Here is an 18,951-nt window from a genome sequence, read left to right on the forward strand (position 1 = left end):
TGGAAGCCGGAGCCGGAGTTGGTCCACAGGCCGTGTCCACAGGCCGCGGCGGGCCCGCCGCATCCGGTCCAGTCTTGAAGCCCTGGTCCCGGGGCCCCGGTGCCGACGTCCTCGTCGCGCCCCCTGGTCCCGAGGCACCGGCTTCCGGAGGAGAGGAGCGTTTCCATGACCTACGCGCCACACGCCCCACGGGGCTCCCTGTCCCGGCCTCCCGGCGCCTGGCACCCGGGCGCGGACGCGAGCCGCGGCGCGGACCTGCGGCTGCTCGGCGAGCGCGGGACCAAGATCATGATGTGGGCCATGCCCCTGACGCTCGGGCTGGTCTACGGCTACTGGGCGGCGGCCAACACCCGTGACGGCGGCTCCATCACCGGCTGGAACCTGTTCTACGGCTTCATGACGGCGCTGGTCTTCATGCTGGCGCTGATGGGGATGCGGGCACTCGCCCCGCGGCTGCCGCGCGGCATACGCGCCGTGGCCTGGGGAGCCTTCACCGGCGTCGCGATGGGCTACCTGGTGAGCACCACCGCCACCAGCGTGATCCGCTCCCTGGTGATGGGCGCGGCCCTCGGGGTGGGCGTGTTCGTCTCGGTCCTCTACCGGACGAAGACCCGCCGGACCCCGGGGTCGCCCAGGCCGGACGAGGTTCCGTACCCGGTCTCGCCACGCGAGGACGACGCCCGCACGGCGGCCTACGCGAGCGGGGCGTACCCGGCGCCCGGCACGCCCGGCACCGCCGGCGGTCCGGCCGGCGGCACGGTCACGGCCGCGGAGCCCGCCGCACCCGCCGCCCCCGAACCGCCGGTGCGGCACGGCACCCTCCGGGGCCGGCGGCGCGGCGGCAACCTCCGGCTCGCCATGCGGACGTTCAAGGTCGCCCGCGCGATGCGCCGCCGTCACTGACGCCTCCTCGGCACGCCGCCTCACCCGGCCGGACGCGCGTCGCTCGCCCCGGCCGGACGGGCGGCGTTCCCTGGGAGGGTGACTCCCCGCACGAGCCGTCTGCGTGACGTGCTGTCGGCGGCCCTGACCGCCGCGGCGTGCCTCCTGCTGCCGTTCGGGGCGCTGGCCGCCTGGGCGGCGTACGGGATCGCCGACACCGGGCGCTACGTCACCACCATGGCGCCGCTCTCCTCCGACCCCGCGGTGCGCGGGGCGGTGGCGGACACGGTGGGCGCGGGCATCATGCACGAGCTGGCGGAGCGGCGGGGGCTGCCCCCGTCCGCCGCGCCCTACGTGCACAGCGCCGTCCGTTCGTTCACCCGGACCGAGGCGTTCCGTGCGGTCTGGGACGCCGGCAACCGGGCCTCCCACGAGGCCGTGCTGAAGGCGCTGCGGGAGCGGCACGACGGCCCGGTCACGGTGGACCTCGCACCGATCACCGCGCAGGTCCGGCACGAGCTGACCGACGGGAACATACCGCTGGCCGGGAGCATCCCGGTGCGGCACGCCCGGCTGGCCGTGCTGGAGCCGGACGAACTGCGGCGGCTGCGCGAGGGCTTCCGCACGCTGGAGGTGGCCGGGGTGTGGCTGCCGGTGTCGGCCGGGGTGCTGGCGGTGGCCGGGATCGCCGTGGCGGTGCGCCGCCGCCGGGCGGTGACGGCAACCGCCCTCGGCACGGCGGTCGGCGGCGCCCTGCTGGGGGTCGCGCTGCTGGTGGGCCGGGCGACGATCCTCGCCGACCTGCCCTCGGGCGTCTCCCGTCCCGCCGCCGCGGCCGTCTACGACGCCCTCACCACCACCCTGCGCCATGTCGCCTGGGGCCTGTTCGCCCTCGGTCTCCTGGTCGCCGCCGCCACCTGGCTGACCCGCCGCCGCGCGGTGGCCCGCCCCCTCCCCCGGCGCGGCGCCCCGCCCCCCGGCACACCCGCCTCCGCGCCCACCTCCGCGCCCTCGCGCGGGGCCTCCACCTCCGCGGCCTCCACCTCCGCGGTCGTCTCCCCCGCGGCCTCCACCTCCGCGATCTCCACCCCCGCGGCCACGTCACCGGCCGCCGCCGGTCCCGCCGCCCCCACACCGCCCGGCACCCGCTCGGCGAACCCGTCGCTTCAGCGGCGGGTCGTTGACTAGTCTTTGCGGCATGTACGGCTACGACCCGAACGCCGGCGCCCAGCAGCAGTACGCCCCGCCGCCGCAGCAGCACCAGCAGCAGCCGATGGGCGGCATGAGCGGCGGGTACGGTCAGCAGCAGCCGCTGTACCCCGAGCCGTCCGCCGCGGCGCCCCCCTCGCTGGTGGACGCGGTGCGCGCCTTCACCACCGGGACCATGTCCGCTGAGGACTTCCACCAGGTCTTCGCGACGTCCAAGGTCTACTGCCCGCGCGGGGACAACCCCGGCTTCCTGGCCCTGCACAACACCCAGCAGCCGGTGATCCCCATGTTCACCTCGCTCAAGGAGCTGCGGCGGTACGCGGGCAAGGAGTCCAAGTACTTCACGATCACCGGGTCCGAGGTGCTCGACCTGCTGCCCTCGGGATACGGCTTCGTGCTCGACATGGAGGGTGAGCACCGGATGGTGTTCGACGCCCAGACCGTCGAGCAGATGGTCGACTACGCGATGCGGCGCATGTACGCCTGAGCCGTCCCGCGCGCCGCCGGCCCCGCCGCCCGCGGCGCCCCACAGCCAGCCCCTGCCGTGCCAGCCCCACAGCCAGCCCCTGCCGTTCGGACCCAGGCCCGGAGGACGTCCCCGTCCCCGGGCCTTCCGCACGCCTGGCTCCGGCACGCCTGGCAGAAAGTTCAACAATCAACTAATCTGGTGCCCGAGGAGGCCGCCACCCTGGGGGCCGCCGCACAGGAGGTACGCACCGCCATGCCCGCCGTGACCGTAGAGAACACCCTGGCCCTGCCGCGCGTCACCGCCCCGGCCGAGGCCGTCGCCCGCCCCGTGCTCACCGTCACCACCGCGCCCACCGGGTTCGAGGGCGAGGGGTTCCCGGTGCGCAGGGCCTTCGCCGGGATCGCCCACCGGCACCTGGACCCGTTCATCCTGATGGACCAGATGGGCGAGGTGGAGTACGCGCCCGGAGAGCCGAAAGGCACTCCCTGGCACCCGCACCGCGGCTTCGAGACCGTCACCTACATCATCGACGGCGCCTTCGACCACCAGGACAGCCACGGCGGCGGCGGTTCGATCACCAACGGCGACACCCAGTGGATGACGGCCGGCAGCGGCCTGCTCCACATCGAGGCGCCGCCGGAGCAGCTGGTGATGTCCGGCGGTCTCTTCCACGGCCTCCAGCTGTGGGTGAACCTGCCGGCCAAGGACAAGATGATGGCTCCGCGCTACCAGGACATCCGCGGCGGCACGGTCAAGCTGCTGACCACCCCCGACGGCGGCGCGCTGGTCCGCGTCATCGCCGGTGAGCTCGACGGCCACCAGGGGCCGGGCATCACCCACACCCCCATCACGATGCTCCACGCGACCGTCGCACCGGGCGCCGAGGTCACGCTGCCGTGGCGGGAGGACTTCAACGCCCTCGCCTACGTGCTCGCCGGGCGCGGCACGGTGGGCGCGGAGCGGCGCCCGGTCCACACGGGGCAGGCGGCCGTGTACGGCAAGGGCTCCTCGCTGACCTTCCGGGCCGACGAGCGGCAGGACGGGAACACCCCCGACCTGGAGATCGTGCTGCTGGGCGGTGAGCCGATCCGGGAGCCGATGCAGCAGTACGGGCCGTTCGTGATGAACACCCGCGAGGAGCTGGCGCAGGCCTTCGAGGACTTCCAGAAGGGCCGGTTCGGGCGGATCCCGGCGGCGCACGGGATGACGGCGGAGGGCCCCGGCGCCTGACGCCGGCGAAGCGCCCACCGTCCTCCCTCGGGTCCCGCCTCCCGCCGGCGGGGCCCGGCCGCCGTCAGGGTTCGCCCAGCTCGAACCAGATGGTCTTGCCCGCCCCGCGCGGGTCGACGCCCCACGCGGAGGCGAGCTGCTCGATCAGGAACAGACCACGTCCGGAGGACGCCAGCTCACCCGGGTCCCGCTTGTGCGGCAGCGCCTCACCGAAGTCGGTGACCTCCACCCGGAGCCGACGCGACCCCTCCGCCCCGCTGACCCGGGCGAGCAGGGTCGCGTCGGCGTCGGTGTGCATCAGGACGTTCGCCAGCATCTCGGAGGTCAGCAGCACGGCGGAGTCGACCTGGTCCAGGTCCCGCCAGTCGTGCAGCAGCTGCCGCAGTTCCTCCCGGGCGTCACCGATGCGGTCGGCCTCGTCCTGGGCGATCGTCGCGACCATCCTGCGGACCGGCCAGCGCGCCGCGCCCCGCCCCGCGCGGGATTCCTCGCTCTCGGAGGGCCGGTGGAGCAGGACGAACGCGATGTCGTCCTCACGGCGGTCCGGCAGCGGCCCGGTGTAGTGGTGCGAGGCGGGTCCCAGCACCGTGGAGACCAGGGTGTCGGCGAGCTCCTCCATGTCGCCGGCGTCGGAGGAACCCTCCAGGACGTCGCGCACGCGTTCCCAGCCGGTGAGCAGGTCGTGGCCCCCGGTCTCGGCGAGCCCGTCGGTGCACAGCAGCAGCGTCTCCCCGCGGTCGAGCACGAACTCGGTGACGGGGTAGTCCGTGTCCGGCCAGATGCCCAGCGGGAGCCCGCCCGCGGTCGGCCGCAGCAGGACGGTGCCGTCGGCGAGCCTGATCGCCGGGTCGAGGTGACCCGCCCGGGCGATGGTGAGCGCGCCGCTGTCCGGGTCGACCTCGACGTAGAGGCAGGTCGCGAACCGGGTGTCGTCCGTGCCCTCGGAGTCGTTGATGCCCTGGAGGAACCGGGAGGCGCGGGAGAGCACCGCGTCCGGCGGGTGTCCCTCGGCGGCGTACGCGCGCAGCGCGATGCGCAGCTGCCCCATCAGGCCCGCCGCCTGTACGTCGTGGCCCTGGACGTCACCGATGACCAGGGCGAACCGGCCCCCGTGGCCGGGGGTCGCGGTGCTGCCGGGCAGCGGGATCATGTCGAACCAGTCCCCGCCCACCTGGAGGCCGCCGCCGGTGGGCACGTAGCGGCCGCTGATCTCCATGCCCGGGATCTTGGGGCCGAGGCGCGGCATCATCGAGGCCTGGAGGCCCTGGGTCAGCTCGCGTTCGGTCTCCGCGGTGCCCGCCCGGGCCAGGGCCTGCGCCAGCATCCGGGCCACCGTGGTGAGCACGGAGCGTTCGTCGGGCGTGAACTTCACCGGATGGGCGAAGCCGGCCATCCAGGCTCCCAGGGTCCGGCCGCCCACCACCAGCGGCAGGAAGGCCCAGGACCTCCGCTGGAAGCGCGACGCCAGCGGCCAGCCGCCCGGGTAGCGGGTGCGGTACTCCTCGGGCGAGCGGATGTAGACGGCCCGGCCGGTGCGGATCACCTCGGCGGCGGGGTAGTCCGTCTCCACCGACATCTGGGTGAAGGGGAACGCGTCCTGCTGGGGCTGCCCGTGGTGGCCGACCACCGTCAGCCGGCTCCCCTCGACGCCGAAGACCGCCAGGCCGTCCGGGGAGAACCCCGGCATGGACAGTCCCGCGGCGACCCGCAGGACCTCGTGGGTGGACTCCGCCTCGGCCAGCGCCCGGCCCGCGTCCAGCAGGAAGGCCTCCCGGTTGCGCCGCCAGTCGCCGATCACCGGTCCCTGCGGGGTGACCCCCGGCACGGGGTCGCTGACCTCCTGGATGATGCCGACGACCTCGTAGGAGTCGCTCTGCGCGTTGTAGGACGGGCGGCAGCGGGACCGCAGGGTGCGCAGGACCCGGTTGCCGCCGTCCATCACCCGGACCCGCGTCTCGGCGAGGGTGTTCTCGGCGACCGCCAGCTGGACGACGCCCAGCATCTCGTTCCAGTCCTCGGGGTGGATCCGGGCCCGCAGCTCGGCGCCCCGCAGCTCCACCGGCTCGGCGGGCAGATCGAACTGGCGGGCGGCCTCGGCGTCGGCGGTGATCCTGTCGTTGGCCGTGTCCCACTGCCAGAGGCCGATCGAGAGGATCGACAGGACCTCCGGGACCTTCTCGGCCGGCAGGGGATCGTGGTGGCGCATTGCCCCACTGTAGGAAGACGGTCAGTAAGCCTGCCATCGGAAGTGGAGGCATTCATTCCTCATGGATGTCCGCCGTCAGGGTGGACCTTCGGACGTCCGCGGTCGCGCGGGACGGCCGTGCCGGGAGGAAGGGCCCGACCGGCGCTCCGGACGACCGCGATGGTCCTTCCGGGCGGCGGGAAACCAAGGGGAAGCCGTGACAGCGCGACCGGTACCCTGGGATGGCCCGGTCGAGCCATGCCGGGAGACCCCGCTTCCACGAAGACTGGATGAACGACGATGCATCGGTACAGGTCCCACACCTGCGGCGAGCTCCGCGCCTCTGACGTCGGCACCGACGTCCGGCTGAGCGGCTGGCTGCACAATCGGCGCGACCTGGGCGGCATCCTCTTCATCGATCTGCGCGACCATTACGGCATCACCCAGCTGGTCGCCCGTCCCGGCACGGCCGCCTACGAGGCCCTGGACAAGATGTCCAAGGAGTCGACCGTCCGGGTGGACGGCAAGGTGGTCTCCCGCGGCGCGGAGAACGTGAACACCGACCTGCCGACCGGTGAGGTCGAGGTCGAGGTCTCCGAGGTCGAGCTGCTGGGCGCGTCCGCCCCGCTGCCGTTCACCATCAACGCCGAGGACGGGGTGAACGAGGAGCGCCGTCTGGAGTACCGCTTCCTCGACCTGCGCCGCGAGCGGATGCACCGCAACATCATGCTGCGCACCGCCGTCATCTCCGCCATCCGGCACAAGATGACCGCGCTCGGCTTCAACGAGATGGCGACGCCGATCCTCACCGCCACCTCCCCGGAGGGCGCCCGCGACTTCGTCGTGCCGTCGCGCCTGAACCCGGGCCGGTTCTACGCGCTGCCGCAGGCGCCGCAGCAGTTCAAGCAGCTGCTGATGATCTCCGGCTTCGACCGCTACTTCCAGATCGCGCCCTGCTTCCGCGACGAGGACGCCCGCGCCGACCGTTCGCCGGGCGAGTTCTACCAGCTCGACGTCGAGATGAGCTTCGTCGAGCAGGAGGACGTCTTCCAGCCGATCGAGAAGCTGATGACCGAGCTCTTCACCGAGTTCGGCAAGGGCCGCGAGGTCACCTCGCCGTTCCCGCGGATCCCGTTCCGTGAGTCGATGCTGAAATACGGCTCCGACAAGCCGGACCTGCGCGCCCAGCTGGAGCTCGTCGACATCACCGACGTCTTCGAGGGCTCGGACTTCAAGGCCTTCGCCGGCAAGCACGTGCGCGCCCTGCCGGTGCCGGACGTCGCCGCCCAGCCGCGGAAGTTCTTCGACCAGCTCGGCCAGTTCGCCGTCGACCTGGGCGCGCAGGGCCTGGCCTGGGTCCGCGTCGCCGAGGACGGTTCACTGACCGGCCCGATCGCCAAGTTCCTCACCGAGGACAACGTCGCCGAGCTGACCAAGCGCCTCGGCCTGGCCGCCGGCCACGCGGTCTTCTTCGGCGCGGGCGAGTTCGACGAGGTCTCGAAGATCATGGGCGCGGTCCGCGTCGAGGCCGCCAAGCGGGCCGGCCACTTCGAGGAGGGCGTCTTCCGGTTCTGCTGGATCGTCGACTTCCCGATGTACGAGAAGGACGAGGAGACCGGCCGGATCGACTTCTCCCACAACCCGTTCTCGATGCCGCAGGGCGGCATGGACGCGCTGGAGAAGCAGGACCCGCTGGACATCCTGGCCTGGCAGTACGACATCGTCTGCAACGGCGTGGAGCTGTCCTCCGGCGCGATCCGGAACCACGAGCCGGAGATCATGCTGAAGGCGTTCGAGATCGCCGGCTACGACGCCGAGACGGTCGAGCGCGAGTTCGCCGGCATGCTGCGCGCGCTGCGCTTCGGCGCCCCGCCGCACGGTGGCATCGCCCCGGGCGTGGACCGCATCGTGATGCTGCTGGCCGACGAGCCGAACATCCGCGAGACCATCGCCTTCCCGCTCAACGGCAACGCCCAGGACCTGATGATGGGCGCGCCGACGGAGCTGGACGAGGCCCGCCTGCGCGAGCTGCACCTCTCGGTGCGCAAGCCGCAGCCGAAGTAGTCCTCGACGGTCACAGGGGCCCGGCACCGGAGCTGACCTCCGGCGCCGGGCCTTTGTGTTCAGCGGTGTCCGCCGGTCCCGTTCTCGTAGCGCGGCAGGTTGTCGGTGGAGATGGTCCATTCACCGATGGTGACGTCCTCGCCGTAGACGAAGTCTTTGCGGGTGGCGTAGCGGGGTCCGTCAGGGGTGGGGTGGATGTCCGTGAGGACGGCACCGGTGCCGGTGCGCGGGTCGAAGATCCCGTAGATGGGAACGCCCATGAGGGGGTAGTCACGCGTCTTGGTGACCCAGTCGTTGTCCGGGTTGGACTTGGAGACCACTTCGATGGCGGCGATCAGCGCGCGAGGGTCGATCGAACCCTGGACATTCAGGTCCGCCCACGCGATCACCATCACGTCGGGATGGCGCATGATGCCCTCGGGCTCGTCCTCCACATCAGGCGTGCCGGTATGGGCCAGCAACTCGTCCGGCATCATCCGCTCCAGACGACGGCTGATGTGTGCGGCCGTGACCTCGTGAGGTCCTCCCGGCGACATCATGTCGTGCACGATCCCTTCCTTGGTGACCTCGAACTTCCCGGGCAGGGCGTCGTCCATGGATTGGACGAAATCCCGCATGGCCCGGTACGGGTGAGAGGTGCCCTGCTGTGCGTTGTCCGGGGCGATGGTCATGGCGCTCGCTCCTCGTCTGTGCCCACGGGCAAGGATCGTCGCTCTCATGCTAGGCGGCGGCCTCGCCGTGCTCGACCCGGCAGTCGCGGCAGAGGCCGGGGGACGGTGCCCGGAAGGCGCGGTCGCAGTGGTCGCAGGACTGGAGGGGATGCCGGGGCTCGGGCGCGGGTGCGGCCGGGGGCCGGATGGGCGGTACGGGCGGGAGCTGCGCCGTCAGGCGGTGGGCGAGGAGGGCGGCCGGCCTGATCAGGGGCTCGTGCGGCAGGTTCTCGGTCAGGGCGTGGCGTACGGCGCTGGGGGAGACATCGCGTTCCAGCCAGGCGACGACGCCCGGCGCGAGGTGTTCGGCGTCGGTGGCCGACAGGAGCAGACGGGGGTCGTGGCGGCGTAGCCCGGAGAGGATGTCGACGGCCGCCCGGAGGAGGGCGGGTGCGGGCAACGCGGGCTGGGGCACGGCGGGCAGCCGCCTGCGTGGCGACGGCTCGTCCGGGGCCGCGCGCCGGGCGGGCCGACGGGTGGCCGCCTCCCGGGCGGCGCGGTGACCGGGCCTGTTGCAGGAGACCGTCCGCGTGACGACCCGGCCGGTGGCCGTCCGCTCGCGGGTGCGGCGCAGGTAGCCGTGTGTCTCGAGCTCGCGCAGGGCGGCGGCGATACGGGTGGAGCCCTCGGGGAAGCGGGCGGTGAGCGTCTTGATGTCCACGGCGGTACCGGGCCGCACGGACTGGATGTAGCAGGCCAGCCCGATGGCGAGCAGCGACAGATCCCGGTGCTGGGCCAGTTCGTTGCCGATCACCGTGAAGTTCTCGGTGTGGCGGGCGTGGTCGTGGACGACGCCCGCGAACGGCTCACCGGCTGCGCGGATTTCGCCCCGGACACGGGACTGGGCGCGCGAGGGCGCGCTAGGGTTTTCGGTACCCATCAGGAAGCGGCTTTCTTCCTCGGTGGTCAGGCCCTCGCTCGGGATGCCAGTCCCGGCGGGGGCCGTCGCATGTCTGTTGTTGTGTCGCGCTGAGCGTAAGCCAGGCAACCGGTGCCAAATCCAGTCCACTCGGGCATATTCACTCGCGGGAGTGAGTTTGCCCGGCGGGAGGGAAGGGTGGGGTTTGGTGGGGTGCTTTCTCCCCCGTGTGTAGTTCATAGGGAGCGCGAGCCGGACCGGAGCCCAAGCGGCCGGGACCCGGTGCATCCCGTGCCGGGAGGGCGAGTTCGGCCCAGACCGTTTTGCGGGGCGGCAGGTCCTGGGCCACGCCCCAGCGGTCGGCGAGGGCGGCCACGAGGGCCAGACCCCGGCCTGCCTCGTCGGTGAGGCCCGTGGCGCGGATCCTCGGAAGCCGGTCACCGCGTGTGTCCGTCACCTCGATGCGGAGGATCCCGCCGACGGCGGCGAGGCGGAGCCGGAAGTTGCGGCCCGGGACGCGTCCGTGGGTGGAGGCGTTGTTGGCCAGTTCGGCCACGACGTGCTGTGCCGGGGCCAAGGGAAGTCCCCAGGCGCGCAGTTGCTCGGCGGCGAGCAGACGCGCGAGTCGTGCGCCACGGGGGGTGGGGGACAGCAGCACGCTGAAGTCGCGGACGGGATTCTCGTTCACGTCACTCAGCGTGGCCGGATGCGCCTACCGTGGCGAGTGACAACGCGGCTGCGTACGGTGACTGTCCGGTGCTTGTCCGGCGGTGTCCGGGCTTGTCGGGGCGGTGCGTACGGGTAGGGCGGGGCTGGTACGAGGCGGCGGCACGACGGAGGGGCGCGCGCATGACGGTGGACGGCGAGGTCCGGCGACTGAGGACCGAGGCTGACGAGCCGGGGTGGGAGGTCGACCCGGACGACGAGTGGGGCCTTGCCGTGGTCGCCACGGTGGGGCGGCAGTTGAAGCTGCGGCGGGAGGCCGTGGGGATGCGCGCCGGCGACTTCGGGAAGGCCGTGGGCTACGGCGAGGACCTGGTCTACAAGATCGAGGGCGGCAAGCGGATTCCCCGGCCGGAGTACCTGGACAGGGCGGACGAGGTGCTGGCGGCGGGCGGGCTGCTCGCCGCGATGAAGGACGACGTGGCGAAGGTCCGGTACCCGAAGAAGGTGCGGGCCTTGGCGGACATGGAGGCGCGAGCGGTCGAGATCGGGGTGTACGAGTGCAACATCGTCGCCGGGCTGTTGCAGACGCCTGAGCACGCGCGGGCGGTCATCAGGGCAGCGCAACCGCCCTACTCCCTCGACGACGTGGAGCGCATGGTGGCGGCTCGGCTGGCCCGGCAGTCGGTCTTCGACCGCGACCCGGCTCCTTCGATCCACTTCGTCCTGGAAGAGGCGCCCCTACGACGCCCGATGGGCGGCACAATGGTGTGGCGACAGCAGCTCGAACGCCTGCTGGAGGTGGGGCGGATGCGCAGCGTCACACTTCAGGTGATGCCAACGCGCGTGACGGTTCATTCCGGCCTGGACGGCAGGATCGAGCTGCTGAAGTTCGCGGACGGCACGGCCATCGCGCGTTCGGACGGGGCGTTCAACGGCCGTCCGGTCACCGACCCGAGGCAGCTGCACATCCTGGAGCTGCGGTATGGCACCATCCGGGCGCAAGCCCTCCCGCCGTGGGAGTCGCTGGCCTTCATCGAGCAACTGCTGGGAGAGACATGATCCGCAAGGCCTCTGCCGGGGACAACTCCGAGTTGGCGTGGTTTAAGAGCAGCTACAGCGGCGGCAACGACGGCGAGTCCTGTGTCGAGGTCGCGACGTCTCCCGGCACCGTGCACGTCCGCGACTCCAAGTACCGCGACGCCGGCCCCCGCCTCGCGCTGGCGCCGGAGGCGTGGGCGGACTTCGTGGCGTACGCGTCCGAGAACTGACCGCCGTCAGCGGGTCCAGTCCTTCAGCGGCTCGGTGGGCCGTCCGGCAGCGGCTGCTCCACGACCCGCCCCTCGACACACTCCAGCCGCAGGGCCTCGTTGATCCGGTAGCCCGTTCGAGCGAGTTCCTCGAACTCTTCCTGGTCCAGCACTCTGGTCGCCACAGGAGCCGAACCTAGAGCCCGTGGTCATGGACCCGGCCGGTTCTCGTCCGGGCCTCACACGATCGGCGGCCGTCAGGCCTCGTACTCGCCGTTCCACGGGGGGCCGAAGCCGAGGCGGTCGGGGTGGAGTTCGGTCCACTCGTCGCCCTCGTCCTCGGACTCGACGAGGAGGCCGAAGAGAACGTCGTCGACGGTGTGGCGGAAGGGGCGGACGGCTATGTCGCCGTACTGGCGGGACGGGAGGGTCTCCAGGAGCTTGGTCAGGTGGGCCTCGGCCTGGCCGAGGACCGCCGGGTCACGCTGCTGGTCGGCCCACGTGCCACCGCACCAGACGTCGGTGTCGCGGTGCACACCGTCCGCGTCGAACGTGTGCAGGACGGCGTAGAGCCGCCGCTGCTGCTCCCACCCGTCGTCGGGGCGGTACCCGACGGGGTAGGCGTATGTCACCGATGCCAGGAACTGGCCGTCGGCGTACCGGCCGATGGTGGCCGTACGGCCGTCCGGCTCATGGGCGATCGGGATGACCTGGGGGATTGCCATGAGCGGCAACCCTAGAGCCACTGCCACGCGTTGCGAAGCCGGGGCGGTCGGTACGTCCGGTACCGCGCGGTTTTTCCCGCCCCGGCGTCCATCAGCTGGCGACGTACTGGGTGAGGATCGCCTGCACCTCGTAGATGTCCACGCCCTTGGTGAACGTCTTCTGGATCGGCAGCTGGGAGCCGGACACCCATATCTTGAGCTCGGCGTCCAGGTCGAAGGTGCCGGCCGTCTCCACCGCGAAGTGGGTGATGGAGCGGTACGGGATCGAGTGGTACTCGGTCTTCTTGCCGGTGATGCCCTGCTTGTCGACCAGGATCAGGCGACGGTCCGTGAGCATGATGGTGTCGCGGATCAGCAGGTAGGCGGCCCGCACCTGCTCACCCTGGCCGAGCAGGCGGGCGTAGTCCTGGGCCGCCTGGGCCGGGTCGATCGGGTGCGCGTTGCCGAACAGAGCCATGGTTCCCCCCACGGTCGGTGGTGATCGCTGTGAAGAGCGGCCGGCCGGCCGGTCTTCACAGCGATGTCTTCACACCGATCCTCGCACGGGGGTACGACAACAGGGAGTGACGGCGGTCACTCGCCGCCGAAGCGCTCCTTGTAGGCCGCCAGGTCGTCGTCGGTGAGCTTGGCGAACAGCACCGGCGGCACGGTGAACGGCGTGCCCACCGGCAGGAACGCCAGCGCGCGGGCCTCCTCGGCCGACACCCATGCGGCGGTGTCGTCGGCCAGCTCGAACGCCTGGCGCATCGCCCGGGAGCTGGCCGGGATGAACGGCTCGGAGACGATCGCGTACAGGTGGATCAGGTTCATCGCCGTGCGCAGGGTGAGCGCGGCGCCGTCCTTGTCGGTCTTGATCTCCAGCCAGGGGGCCTTCTCCTCCAGGTAGGAGTTGCCCGCCGACCACAGCGCGCGCAGCGCGGCCGCGGCCTTGCGGAACTGCAGGGCCTCCATCTGGGTCTCGTACTCGGCCAGCAGCCCGGCGATCTGCTCGCCCAGCTTCGCCTCGGCCTCGCCCGCCTCGGCGCCCGCCGGGACCTCCTCACCGAAGCGCTTCTTCGAGAAGGACAGCACCCGGTTGACGAAGTTGCCGAGCGTGTCCGCCAGGTCCTTGTTGACCGTCGCCGTGAAGTGCTCCCAGGTGAACGACGAGTCGTCGGACTCCGGGGCGTTGGCGATCAGGAAGTAGCGCCAGTAGTCGGCCGGGAGGATCTCCAGCGCCTGGTCGGTGAAGACGCCGCGCTTCTGCGAGGTGGAGAACTTGCCGCCGTAGTACGTCAGCCAGTTGAACGCCTTGACGACGTCGACCTTCTTCCACGGCTCGCGCACACCGAGCTGGGTGGCCGGGAACATCACCGTGTGGAACGGCACGTTGTCCTTGGCCATGAACTCCGTGTAGCGGACGGTGTCGTCGGCCTCCCACCACCAGGACTTCCAGTCACGGTTCGCGGGGTCCTGGTCGGCCCACTCCTTGGTGGAGCCCAGGTACTCGATCGGGGCGTCGAACCAGACGTAGAAGACCTTGCCCTCGGCGGCCAGCTCCGGCCAGGTGTCGGCCGGGACCGGGACGCCCCAGTCGAGGTCACGGGTGATCGCGCGGTCGTGCAGGCCCTCGGTCAGCCACTTGCGGGCGATGGAGGAGGACAGCTGCGGCCACTGGTCCTCGTGCGCGGTCACCCACGCCTCGACCTCGTGCTGCAGCTTGGACTGGAGGAGGAAGAGGTGCTTGGTCTCGCGGACCTCCAGCTCGGTGGAGCCGGAGATCGCCGAGCGGGGGTTCAGCAGGTCGGTCGGGTCCAGGACGCGGGTGCAGTTCTCGCACTGGTCGCCACGGGCCTTGTCGTAGCCGCAGTGCGGGCAGGTGCCCTCGACGTAGCGGTCCGGGAGGAACCGGCCGTCGGCCGGCGAGTAGACCTGGCGGATCGCCCGCTCCTCGATGAAGCCGTTCTCGTTCAGCTTCCGCGCGAAGTGCTGGGTGATCTCGACGTTCTCCTGCGAGGAGCTGCGGCCGAAGTGGTCGAAGGCGAGCTCGAAGCCGTCGTAGACGGCCTTCTGCGCGTCGTGGGCCTGGGCGCAGAACTCGGCGACCGGCAGGCCCCGCTCCTTCGCGGCGAGCTCGGCGGGCGTGCCGTGCTCGTCGGTGGCGCAGATGTACAGCACGTCGTGGCCGCGCTGGCGCAGGTAGCGGGAGTACACGTCGGCCGGGAGCATGGACCCCACCATGTTGCCCAGGTGCTTGATCCCGTTGATGTACGGAAGGGCGCTGGTGATGAGGTGTCGAGCCACGGGGCTGCTCCCAGGTCGCAATGTCTTCGAACCTTGAAATCGTAGCCGACATGCGGGCGCCGCCCGCCTCCCGTTTTATCTGCCGGGAGGGGGCGGCGCCGTTGATCTTGCGGGGTTCTGGACCCGGGTGTCAGGACTTCTCGGCCCCGGGCTGCCAGGCGGCGAGGACGCCGTCGTAGAGCTCGCGGTCGGTGAGCTCGAGCGGGGTCGGGCCGGCGTGGAAGAACGCGGTGTTGCCGGTCTTCAGCTTGCGGGCGTAGTCGAACGCCTTGTTGTCGTGCTCGCCGAATGCCACCAGCGAGAAGAAGACGCCGGGGTGCGAGGCGGCGGCGTCGGTGAACGCCTGGGTGGCCGGGGTCTTGGCGTCGGGGGCGCCGTCCGTCTGGAAGACCACCAGGGCAGGGGCCTTCGGGTCCTGCGAGGCGTCGTGCAGGCGCAGGACCTCGGCGACGGCGGCGTGGTAGCTGGTGCGGCCCATCCGGCCGAGCCCGGCATGCAGGTCGTCGACCTTGTTCTCGAACTCGGCGAGGGTCAGCTCACCGGTGCCGTCGATCTCGGTGGAGAAGAAGACGACGGGGAGCGCGGTGTCCTCCGCGCTTCCCGGGGCGAGGTGCGCGGCCAGGGCGAGGGCCTGCTCGCCGAGCGCCTGGGCGGAGCCGTCCTTGTAGTACGGCCGCATCGACGCGGACCGGTCGAGGACGAGGTACACCCGGGCCTTGGCCTCCGCGAGGCCGCGGGCCTCCAGGGCGGCGGTCGCGGCGGCGTGGGCGGCGGCGAGCGGTGCGGGCACGGCAGCGGCGCCCGTGGCCTTCCCCCCACCGGCCACCACGGCCTCGTCCTCCGGCGCGGCCTCGGCCGCGGGCGCGGGATCGGCTTCGGCTTCTGCCTCGGCGGCGGGCTCGTCCTCGGCTGCCTCGGACTCCGGCTCGGGCTCGGGCTCGGGCTCGGGCTCGGGCTCGGGCTCGGGCTCGGCGGCGGCCTCGGGGTCAGCCGCGGGCGCCGGCTCCGGCGCAGTCTCGGCCGCGTCCTCGGGCTCGGCCGCGGGCTCCGGCTCGGCCTCGGCCGCAGGCTCGGCGTCGGCCTCCGGGGCCGACTCGGGCTCCGCTTCGGTCTCCGCCTGTGCCTCCGCCGGCGCCTCGGCGGCGGAGTCATCCTGACCGGCGGGCTCGGGCTCGGCTTCCTGCGCCGCCTCCGGCTCGACGGTGGCGTCCTGCTCCGCGGCGACCTCAGGCTCAGCCTTCGCCTCCGCCGACGTCTCCGTCTCGGCGGCGGGCTCCGCCTCGGCAGCGGGCTCGTCCTGGGCGGCGGCCTCGGCCTCGGCAGCGGGCTCTTCCTCGGTGGCCACCTCGGCCTCGGCCGGCTGCGCCTCGGCGGCGGGCTCGGTCTGCTCGTCGGCGTCAGCGGCGGGCACTGACTCGGCGGCGTCTCTCGGCTGCGGGTCGACGGCGCGCTCGTCGTCGACACCCTCCGCCTCAGTCTCCTCCGGGGCGGCGGCCTCCGCGTCGGCGGTGGGCTCCGCCTCCGGCTTCGGCTCAGGCTTCTCGGCGGGCTCGGCGGGCTCGGCGGCCTCGGCAGGCTCCGCGGCGGCAGGCTCCGCGGCGGTGGGCTCCGCGGCCGCGGCCTCCGCGTCGTCGTCGGACCCGGTGGCCTTCGCGTCTTCGATCTTCTCCGCGACCTTGGCCTCCGCCTCGGCCACCTCCGCCGGGTCCGCCACCGTCTCCGGAACGGGTGCGGCCTCGGGCTCCGCGGCGGTGGCAGGAGCGGCGTCGTCGCCCGGCTCGGTGGGGCGCGGAATGGCGACACCGTCGAACGCGGCGGCCACCAGCTCGTGTTCCGTCCGACCTGTCGGCTGCTCGGAGACCTCCGCGGCCGAAGAGGCGGAAGCGGCAGGAGCGGCAGAAGCGGGGGCGTCGGCGGAGTCCGGGGCGGAGGACTGCGCCGGAACCTTCACGGACGTCTCGTCCGGGGCACCGCCCTGGGGCGGGACCGTGGGCTCCGGATCGGCGGCACGTTCCTTGCGCCCCTTTCCGAACGCGTTCCGCAGGAGAGAGAAGATGCCCATGTGTCGCTACCCTTCGGAGGAGCTGAAGCCCGTCGAACACTGGCCTGGACGGACACGTAAGGTTAGCGGCCCCCTTCTGGCCGCCAGGTAAGGGGCGCACGCCCCGGTCCCCTGCCCGCACCCGACCGGATGCATCCCATCGGGTGCACCCACGCCGCACGCGGGTTCGAGAGCCGTTTCGCTGCCCCCGGTTCACCCCGCATTCACGCGGACGATCCGTTCCCGCACGTCTTCCTCCCTAGCGTCACGCCCACACCTAGGGCACAAGGGGAGAATCGAACGTGCGCAAACTGCTGCCGCTCATCGGAACACCGTCCCAAGCGCACCCCGGCGGCCGGTCCGCCCTGACCTGTCGCTTCCGTTGTGGTGACGCCTGCTTCCACGAGGTCCCGAACACCAGCGACAACGACTACATCGGCGACATCGTGGCCGGTGCCGTCAGCCGCCGCTCGGTGATGCGCGCCGCGGCCGTGGTCACGGTCACCGCCGCGGCCGGTTCGGCCGCAGTGGTGGGCGGCGCGCGCCCCGCGCAGGCCTCCGAGGCCGGCCGTGGACGGCCCGCGAAGCCGGACGGCGCCCGCGGCCTCCGCTTCACCCCGGTCGCGCCCAACACCGCCGACCAGGTCACCGTTCCGGCCGGCTACGGGCAGAACGTGGTGATCCGCTGGGGCGAGCCGATCCTGCGCGGCGCCCCGGAGTTCGACCCGGAGAACCAGACCGCCGCCGCCCAGGCCGGTCAGTTCGGCTACAACAACGACTTCCTGGCGCTGCTCCCGCTGAAGGGCGAGCCGCACCGCCAGATCCTCGTCGCCAACCACGAGTACACCGACGAGATCCTGATGTTCCGCGACTACGACGCCGCGAACCCGACCCGCGACCAGGTCGAGATCGCCTGGGCGGCGCACGGCCTGTCCGCCGTGGTCGTAGAGGAGGACCGCCGGACCGGGGCGCTGCGCCCCGTCCGCCGTCACCGCCTCAACCGCCGTGTCACCGCGACCACCGAGTTCCGCCTCACCGGCCCCGCGGCCGGCTCGGACCTGCTGAAGACCTCCGCCGACCCGACCGGCACCAGGGTGCTCGGCACCCTCAACAACTGCGCGGGCGGCACCACCCCGTGGGGCACCACGCTGCACGGCGAGGAGAACTTCAACCAGTACTTCGCCAACTCCAGTCGCACCACCGACTCCCGCTACGGCATCGGCACCGGCGCCACCGAGCGCAAGTGGGAGCGCTTCGACAAGCGTTTCGACGTCGCCCAGGAGCCGAACGAGGTCCACCGCTTCGGCTGGGTGGTCGAGTTCGACCCGTCCGACCCGCACTCGACGCCGCGCAAGCGCACCGCGCTGGGCCGTTTCAAGCACGAGGCCGCGACCGTCAGCCTCACCGCCGACGGCCGCCCGGTCATCTACTCCGGCGACGACGAGCGCTTCGACTACGTCTACAAGTTCGTCGGCTCCAAGCGGATGGCGAGGGGCAACTCCCGCGCGGCCCGGGAGCACAACCTCACGCTGCTCGACGAGGGCACCCTCTACGTCGCCCGGTTCAAGGGTGACTCCCCGGTCGCCGAGTTCGACGGCACCGGAAAGCTCCCCTCGGACGGCGAGTTCGACGGCGGTGGCGAATGGATCCCGCTGGCCACCGCCACCGCCGACGGCGCGGTCTCGCACGTGCCGGGCATGACGGCCGAGGAGGTCTTCGTCTTCACGCGTCTGGCCGGTGACAAGCGCCAGGCGACCAAGATGGACCGCCCCGAGGACGTCGAACCCAACCCCCGCACCGGCAAGGTGTATGTGGCGCTCACCAACAACACCGACCGCGGCAAGACCAACAAGCCCGGTGCGGACGAGGCCAACCCGCGCAACCTCAACAAGCACGGCCAGGTCCTGGAGCTCACCGAGAAGCGTGACCGCCCCGACGCCCTCGAGTTCGCCTGGAAGCTGTTCCTGGTGGCGGGCGACCCGAGCGACCCGGCCACCTACTTCGCCGGTTTCCCCAAGGAGAAGGTCAGCCCCATCTCCTGCCCGGACAACGTGGCCTTCGATCCGCACGGCAACCTGTGGATCTCCACCGACGGCAACGCGCTGGGCAACCACGACGGCCTCTTCGGCGTCGCCGTCACGGGTGACCGCCGGGGCGAGCTCAAGCAGTTCCTGACCGTGCCGAAGGGCGCGGAGACCTGCGGTCCGCTGGTGCAGGACCGCCGGGTGCTGGTCGCCGTCCAGCACCCGGGCGAGGTCGACGGGGCCGACGTGGCCAACCCGGCCTCGCAGTGGCCCGACGGTCCGGGCACGTACGTCCGGCCGGCCGTGGTCGCCGTGTGGCGTCAGGACGGCGGCGACATCGGGGTCTGACGGCTCCTA

General features: G+C 72.0%; 17 protein-coding genes. 8 read left to right on the forward strand and 9 right to left on the reverse strand.

Translation table 11 applies throughout. From position 1 onward, the window contains the following. Positions 1-165: 165 nt before the first annotated feature. From GBN72_RS34650 to GBN72_RS21655, 4 genes are all read left to right on the forward strand, one after another. Positions 166-903 (forward strand): hypothetical protein, encoded by a 738-nt coding sequence (locus tag GBN72_RS34650; protein ID WP_174887174.1) that lies wholly within the window; start codon positions 166-168, stop codon positions 901-903. A 78-nt stretch (positions 904-981) separates the two neighbouring features. Continuing rightward, positions 982-2,070, forward strand: coding sequence for a hypothetical protein (locus tag GBN72_RS21645; RefSeq protein WP_174887175.1), 1,089 nt, complete (start codon positions 982-984; stop codon positions 2,068-2,070). 10 nt (positions 2,071-2,080) lie between these two features. Then, positions 2,081-2,578 carry an SseB family protein gene (locus GBN72_RS21650; protein WP_151773536.1) on the forward strand — a complete coding sequence of 166 codons (498 nt, stop codon included), beginning with the start codon at positions 2,081-2,083 and terminating at the stop codon, positions 2,576-2,578. A gap of 234 nt (positions 2,579-2,812) precedes the next feature. Further along, the gene (locus GBN72_RS21655) at positions 2,813-3,790 is read left to right on the forward strand and encodes a pirin family protein (protein ID WP_151773780.1); all 978 of its coding nucleotides are present in this window, start codon (positions 2,813-2,815) and stop codon (positions 3,788-3,790) included. A gap of 64 nt (positions 3,791-3,854) precedes the next feature. Here the strand turns inward: GBN72_RS21655 and GBN72_RS21660 are convergent, their stop codons facing one another. Beyond that, positions 3,855-5,996 (reverse strand): SpoIIE family protein phosphatase, encoded by a 2,142-nt coding sequence (locus GBN72_RS21660; protein ID WP_151773537.1) that lies wholly within the window; start codon positions 5,994-5,996, stop codon positions 3,855-3,857. Between the two features lie 279 nt (positions 5,997-6,275). Here GBN72_RS21660 and aspS point away from each other — a divergent pair, with 279 nt between their 5' ends. Further along, positions 6,276-8,039 (forward strand): aspartate--tRNA ligase, encoded by a 1,764-nt coding sequence (aspS, locus tag GBN72_RS21665; RefSeq protein ID WP_151773538.1) that lies wholly within the window; start codon positions 6,276-6,278, stop codon positions 8,037-8,039. A 59-nt stretch (positions 8,040-8,098) separates the two neighbouring features. On the opposite strand, the gene GBN72_RS21670 is transcribed toward aspS, so the two are convergent. The 3 genes from GBN72_RS21670 to GBN72_RS21680 all read right to left on the reverse strand — a co-directional run bounded on the left by GBN72_RS21670 (position 8,099) and on the right by GBN72_RS21680 (position 10,296). Next, on the reverse strand, positions 8,099-8,710 hold the full coding sequence (locus GBN72_RS21670; protein ID WP_151773539.1) for a Uma2 family endonuclease: 612 nt from the start codon (positions 8,708-8,710) through the stop codon (positions 8,099-8,101). 49 nt (positions 8,711-8,759) lie between these two features. Continuing rightward, positions 8,760-9,629 carry a helix-turn-helix domain-containing protein gene (locus tag GBN72_RS21675; protein ID WP_151773540.1) on the reverse strand — a complete coding sequence of 290 codons (870 nt, stop codon included), beginning with the start codon at positions 9,627-9,629 and terminating at the stop codon, positions 8,760-8,762. Between the two features lie 139 nt (positions 9,630-9,768). Further along, complete coding sequence (locus GBN72_RS21680) at positions 9,769-10,296, reverse strand: ATP-binding protein (RefSeq protein ID WP_369695898.1); 528 nt, start codon at positions 10,294-10,296, stop codon at positions 9,769-9,771. Between the two features lie 161 nt (positions 10,297-10,457). On the opposite strand from GBN72_RS21680, the gene GBN72_RS21685 reads away from it, so the two are divergent. Beyond that, positions 10,458-11,333 (forward strand): helix-turn-helix domain-containing protein, encoded by an 876-nt coding sequence (locus GBN72_RS21685; protein ID WP_151773542.1) that lies wholly within the window; start codon positions 10,458-10,460, stop codon positions 11,331-11,333. Further along, positions 11,330-11,542 carry a DUF397 domain-containing protein gene (locus tag GBN72_RS21690; RefSeq protein ID WP_151773543.1) on the forward strand — a complete coding sequence of 71 codons (213 nt, stop codon included), beginning with the start codon at positions 11,330-11,332 and terminating at the stop codon, positions 11,540-11,542. The genes GBN72_RS21685 and GBN72_RS21690 overlap by 4 nt, the downstream gene beginning before the upstream one ends. A 23-nt stretch (positions 11,543-11,565) precedes the next feature. Here the strand turns inward: GBN72_RS21690 and GBN72_RS34240 are convergent, their stop codons facing one another. From GBN72_RS34240 to GBN72_RS21710, 5 genes are all read right to left on the reverse strand, one after another. After that, entirely contained in the window at positions 11,566-11,706 is a 141-nt protein-coding gene (locus GBN72_RS34240; protein WP_164540792.1) for a hypothetical protein, read from the reverse strand. Between the two features lie 72 nt (positions 11,707-11,778). After that, on the reverse strand, positions 11,779-12,246 hold the full coding sequence (locus tag GBN72_RS21695; protein ID WP_151773544.1) for a hypothetical protein: 468 nt from the start codon (positions 12,244-12,246) through the stop codon (positions 11,779-11,781). A 91-nt stretch (positions 12,247-12,337) separates the two neighbouring features. Beyond that, positions 12,338-12,703 carry a PH domain-containing protein gene (locus GBN72_RS21700; protein ID WP_151773545.1) on the reverse strand — a complete coding sequence of 122 codons (366 nt, stop codon included), beginning with the start codon at positions 12,701-12,703 and terminating at the stop codon, positions 12,338-12,340. A gap of 116 nt (positions 12,704-12,819) precedes the next feature. After that, on the reverse strand, positions 12,820-14,529 hold the full coding sequence (metG, locus tag GBN72_RS21705; protein ID WP_151773546.1) for a methionine--tRNA ligase: 1,710 nt from the start codon (positions 14,527-14,529) through the stop codon (positions 12,820-12,822). A 130-nt stretch (positions 14,530-14,659) separates the two neighbouring features. Continuing rightward, positions 14,660-16,591: a VWA domain-containing protein gene (locus GBN72_RS21710; protein WP_151773547.1), complete on the reverse strand. Its 1,932-nt coding sequence runs from the start codon at positions 16,589-16,591 to the stop codon at positions 14,660-14,662. Positions 16,592-16,872: 281 nt separating this feature from the next. Here GBN72_RS21710 and GBN72_RS21715 point away from each other — a divergent pair, with 281 nt between their 5' ends. After that, entirely contained in the window at positions 16,873-18,942 is a 2,070-nt protein-coding gene (locus GBN72_RS21715; protein WP_151773548.1) for a PhoX family protein, read from the forward strand. The last annotated feature ends 9 nt before the right edge of the window (positions 18,943-18,951 follow it).

The organism is Streptomyces abyssomicinicus, assembly GCF_008974245.1.
In the GTDB taxonomy this organism is placed as follows: Bacteria; Actinomycetota; Actinomycetes; order Streptomycetales; family Streptomycetaceae; genus Streptomyces; species Streptomyces abyssomicinicus.

Excerpts from the sequence above, each read along its gene's own strand:
- GBN72_RS21690 (WP_151773543.1), top strand. The coding sequence starts at position 11,330 with ATGATCCGCAAGGCCTCTGCCGGGGACAACTCCGAGTTGGCGTGGTTT.
- GBN72_RS21685 (WP_151773542.1), top strand. The coding sequence starts at position 10,458 with ATGACGGTGGACGGCGAGGTCCGGCGACTGAGGACCGAGGCTGACGAG.
- GBN72_RS21660 (WP_151773537.1), bottom strand. The coding sequence starts at position 5,996 with ATGCGCCACCACGATCCCCTGCCGGCCGAGAAGGTCCCGGAGGTCCTG.
- GBN72_RS34650 (WP_174887174.1), top strand. The coding sequence starts at position 166 with ATGACCTACGCGCCACACGCCCCACGGGGCTCCCTGTCCCGGCCTCCC.
- GBN72_RS21675 (WP_151773540.1), bottom strand. The coding sequence starts at position 9,629 with ATGGGTACCGAAAACCCTAGCGCGCCCTCGCGCGCCCAGTCCCGTGTC.
- GBN72_RS21700 (WP_151773545.1), bottom strand. The coding sequence starts at position 12,703 with ATGGCTCTGTTCGGCAACGCGCACCCGATCGACCCGGCCCAGGCGGCC.
- GBN72_RS21710 (WP_151773547.1), bottom strand. The coding sequence starts at position 16,591 with ATGGGCATCTTCTCTCTCCTGCGGAACGCGTTCGGAAAGGGGCGCAAG.
- GBN72_RS21655 (WP_151773780.1), top strand. The coding sequence starts at position 2,813 with ATGCCCGCCGTGACCGTAGAGAACACCCTGGCCCTGCCGCGCGTCACC.
- aspS (WP_151773538.1), top strand. The coding sequence starts at position 6,276 with ATGCATCGGTACAGGTCCCACACCTGCGGCGAGCTCCGCGCCTCTGAC.
- GBN72_RS21670 (WP_151773539.1), bottom strand. The coding sequence starts at position 8,710 with ATGACCATCGCCCCGGACAACGCACAGCAGGGCACCTCTCACCCGTAC.
- GBN72_RS21695 (WP_151773544.1), bottom strand. The coding sequence starts at position 12,246 with ATGGCAATCCCCCAGGTCATCCCGATCGCCCATGAGCCGGACGGCCGT.
- GBN72_RS21650 (WP_151773536.1), top strand. The coding sequence starts at position 2,081 with ATGTACGGCTACGACCCGAACGCCGGCGCCCAGCAGCAGTACGCCCCG.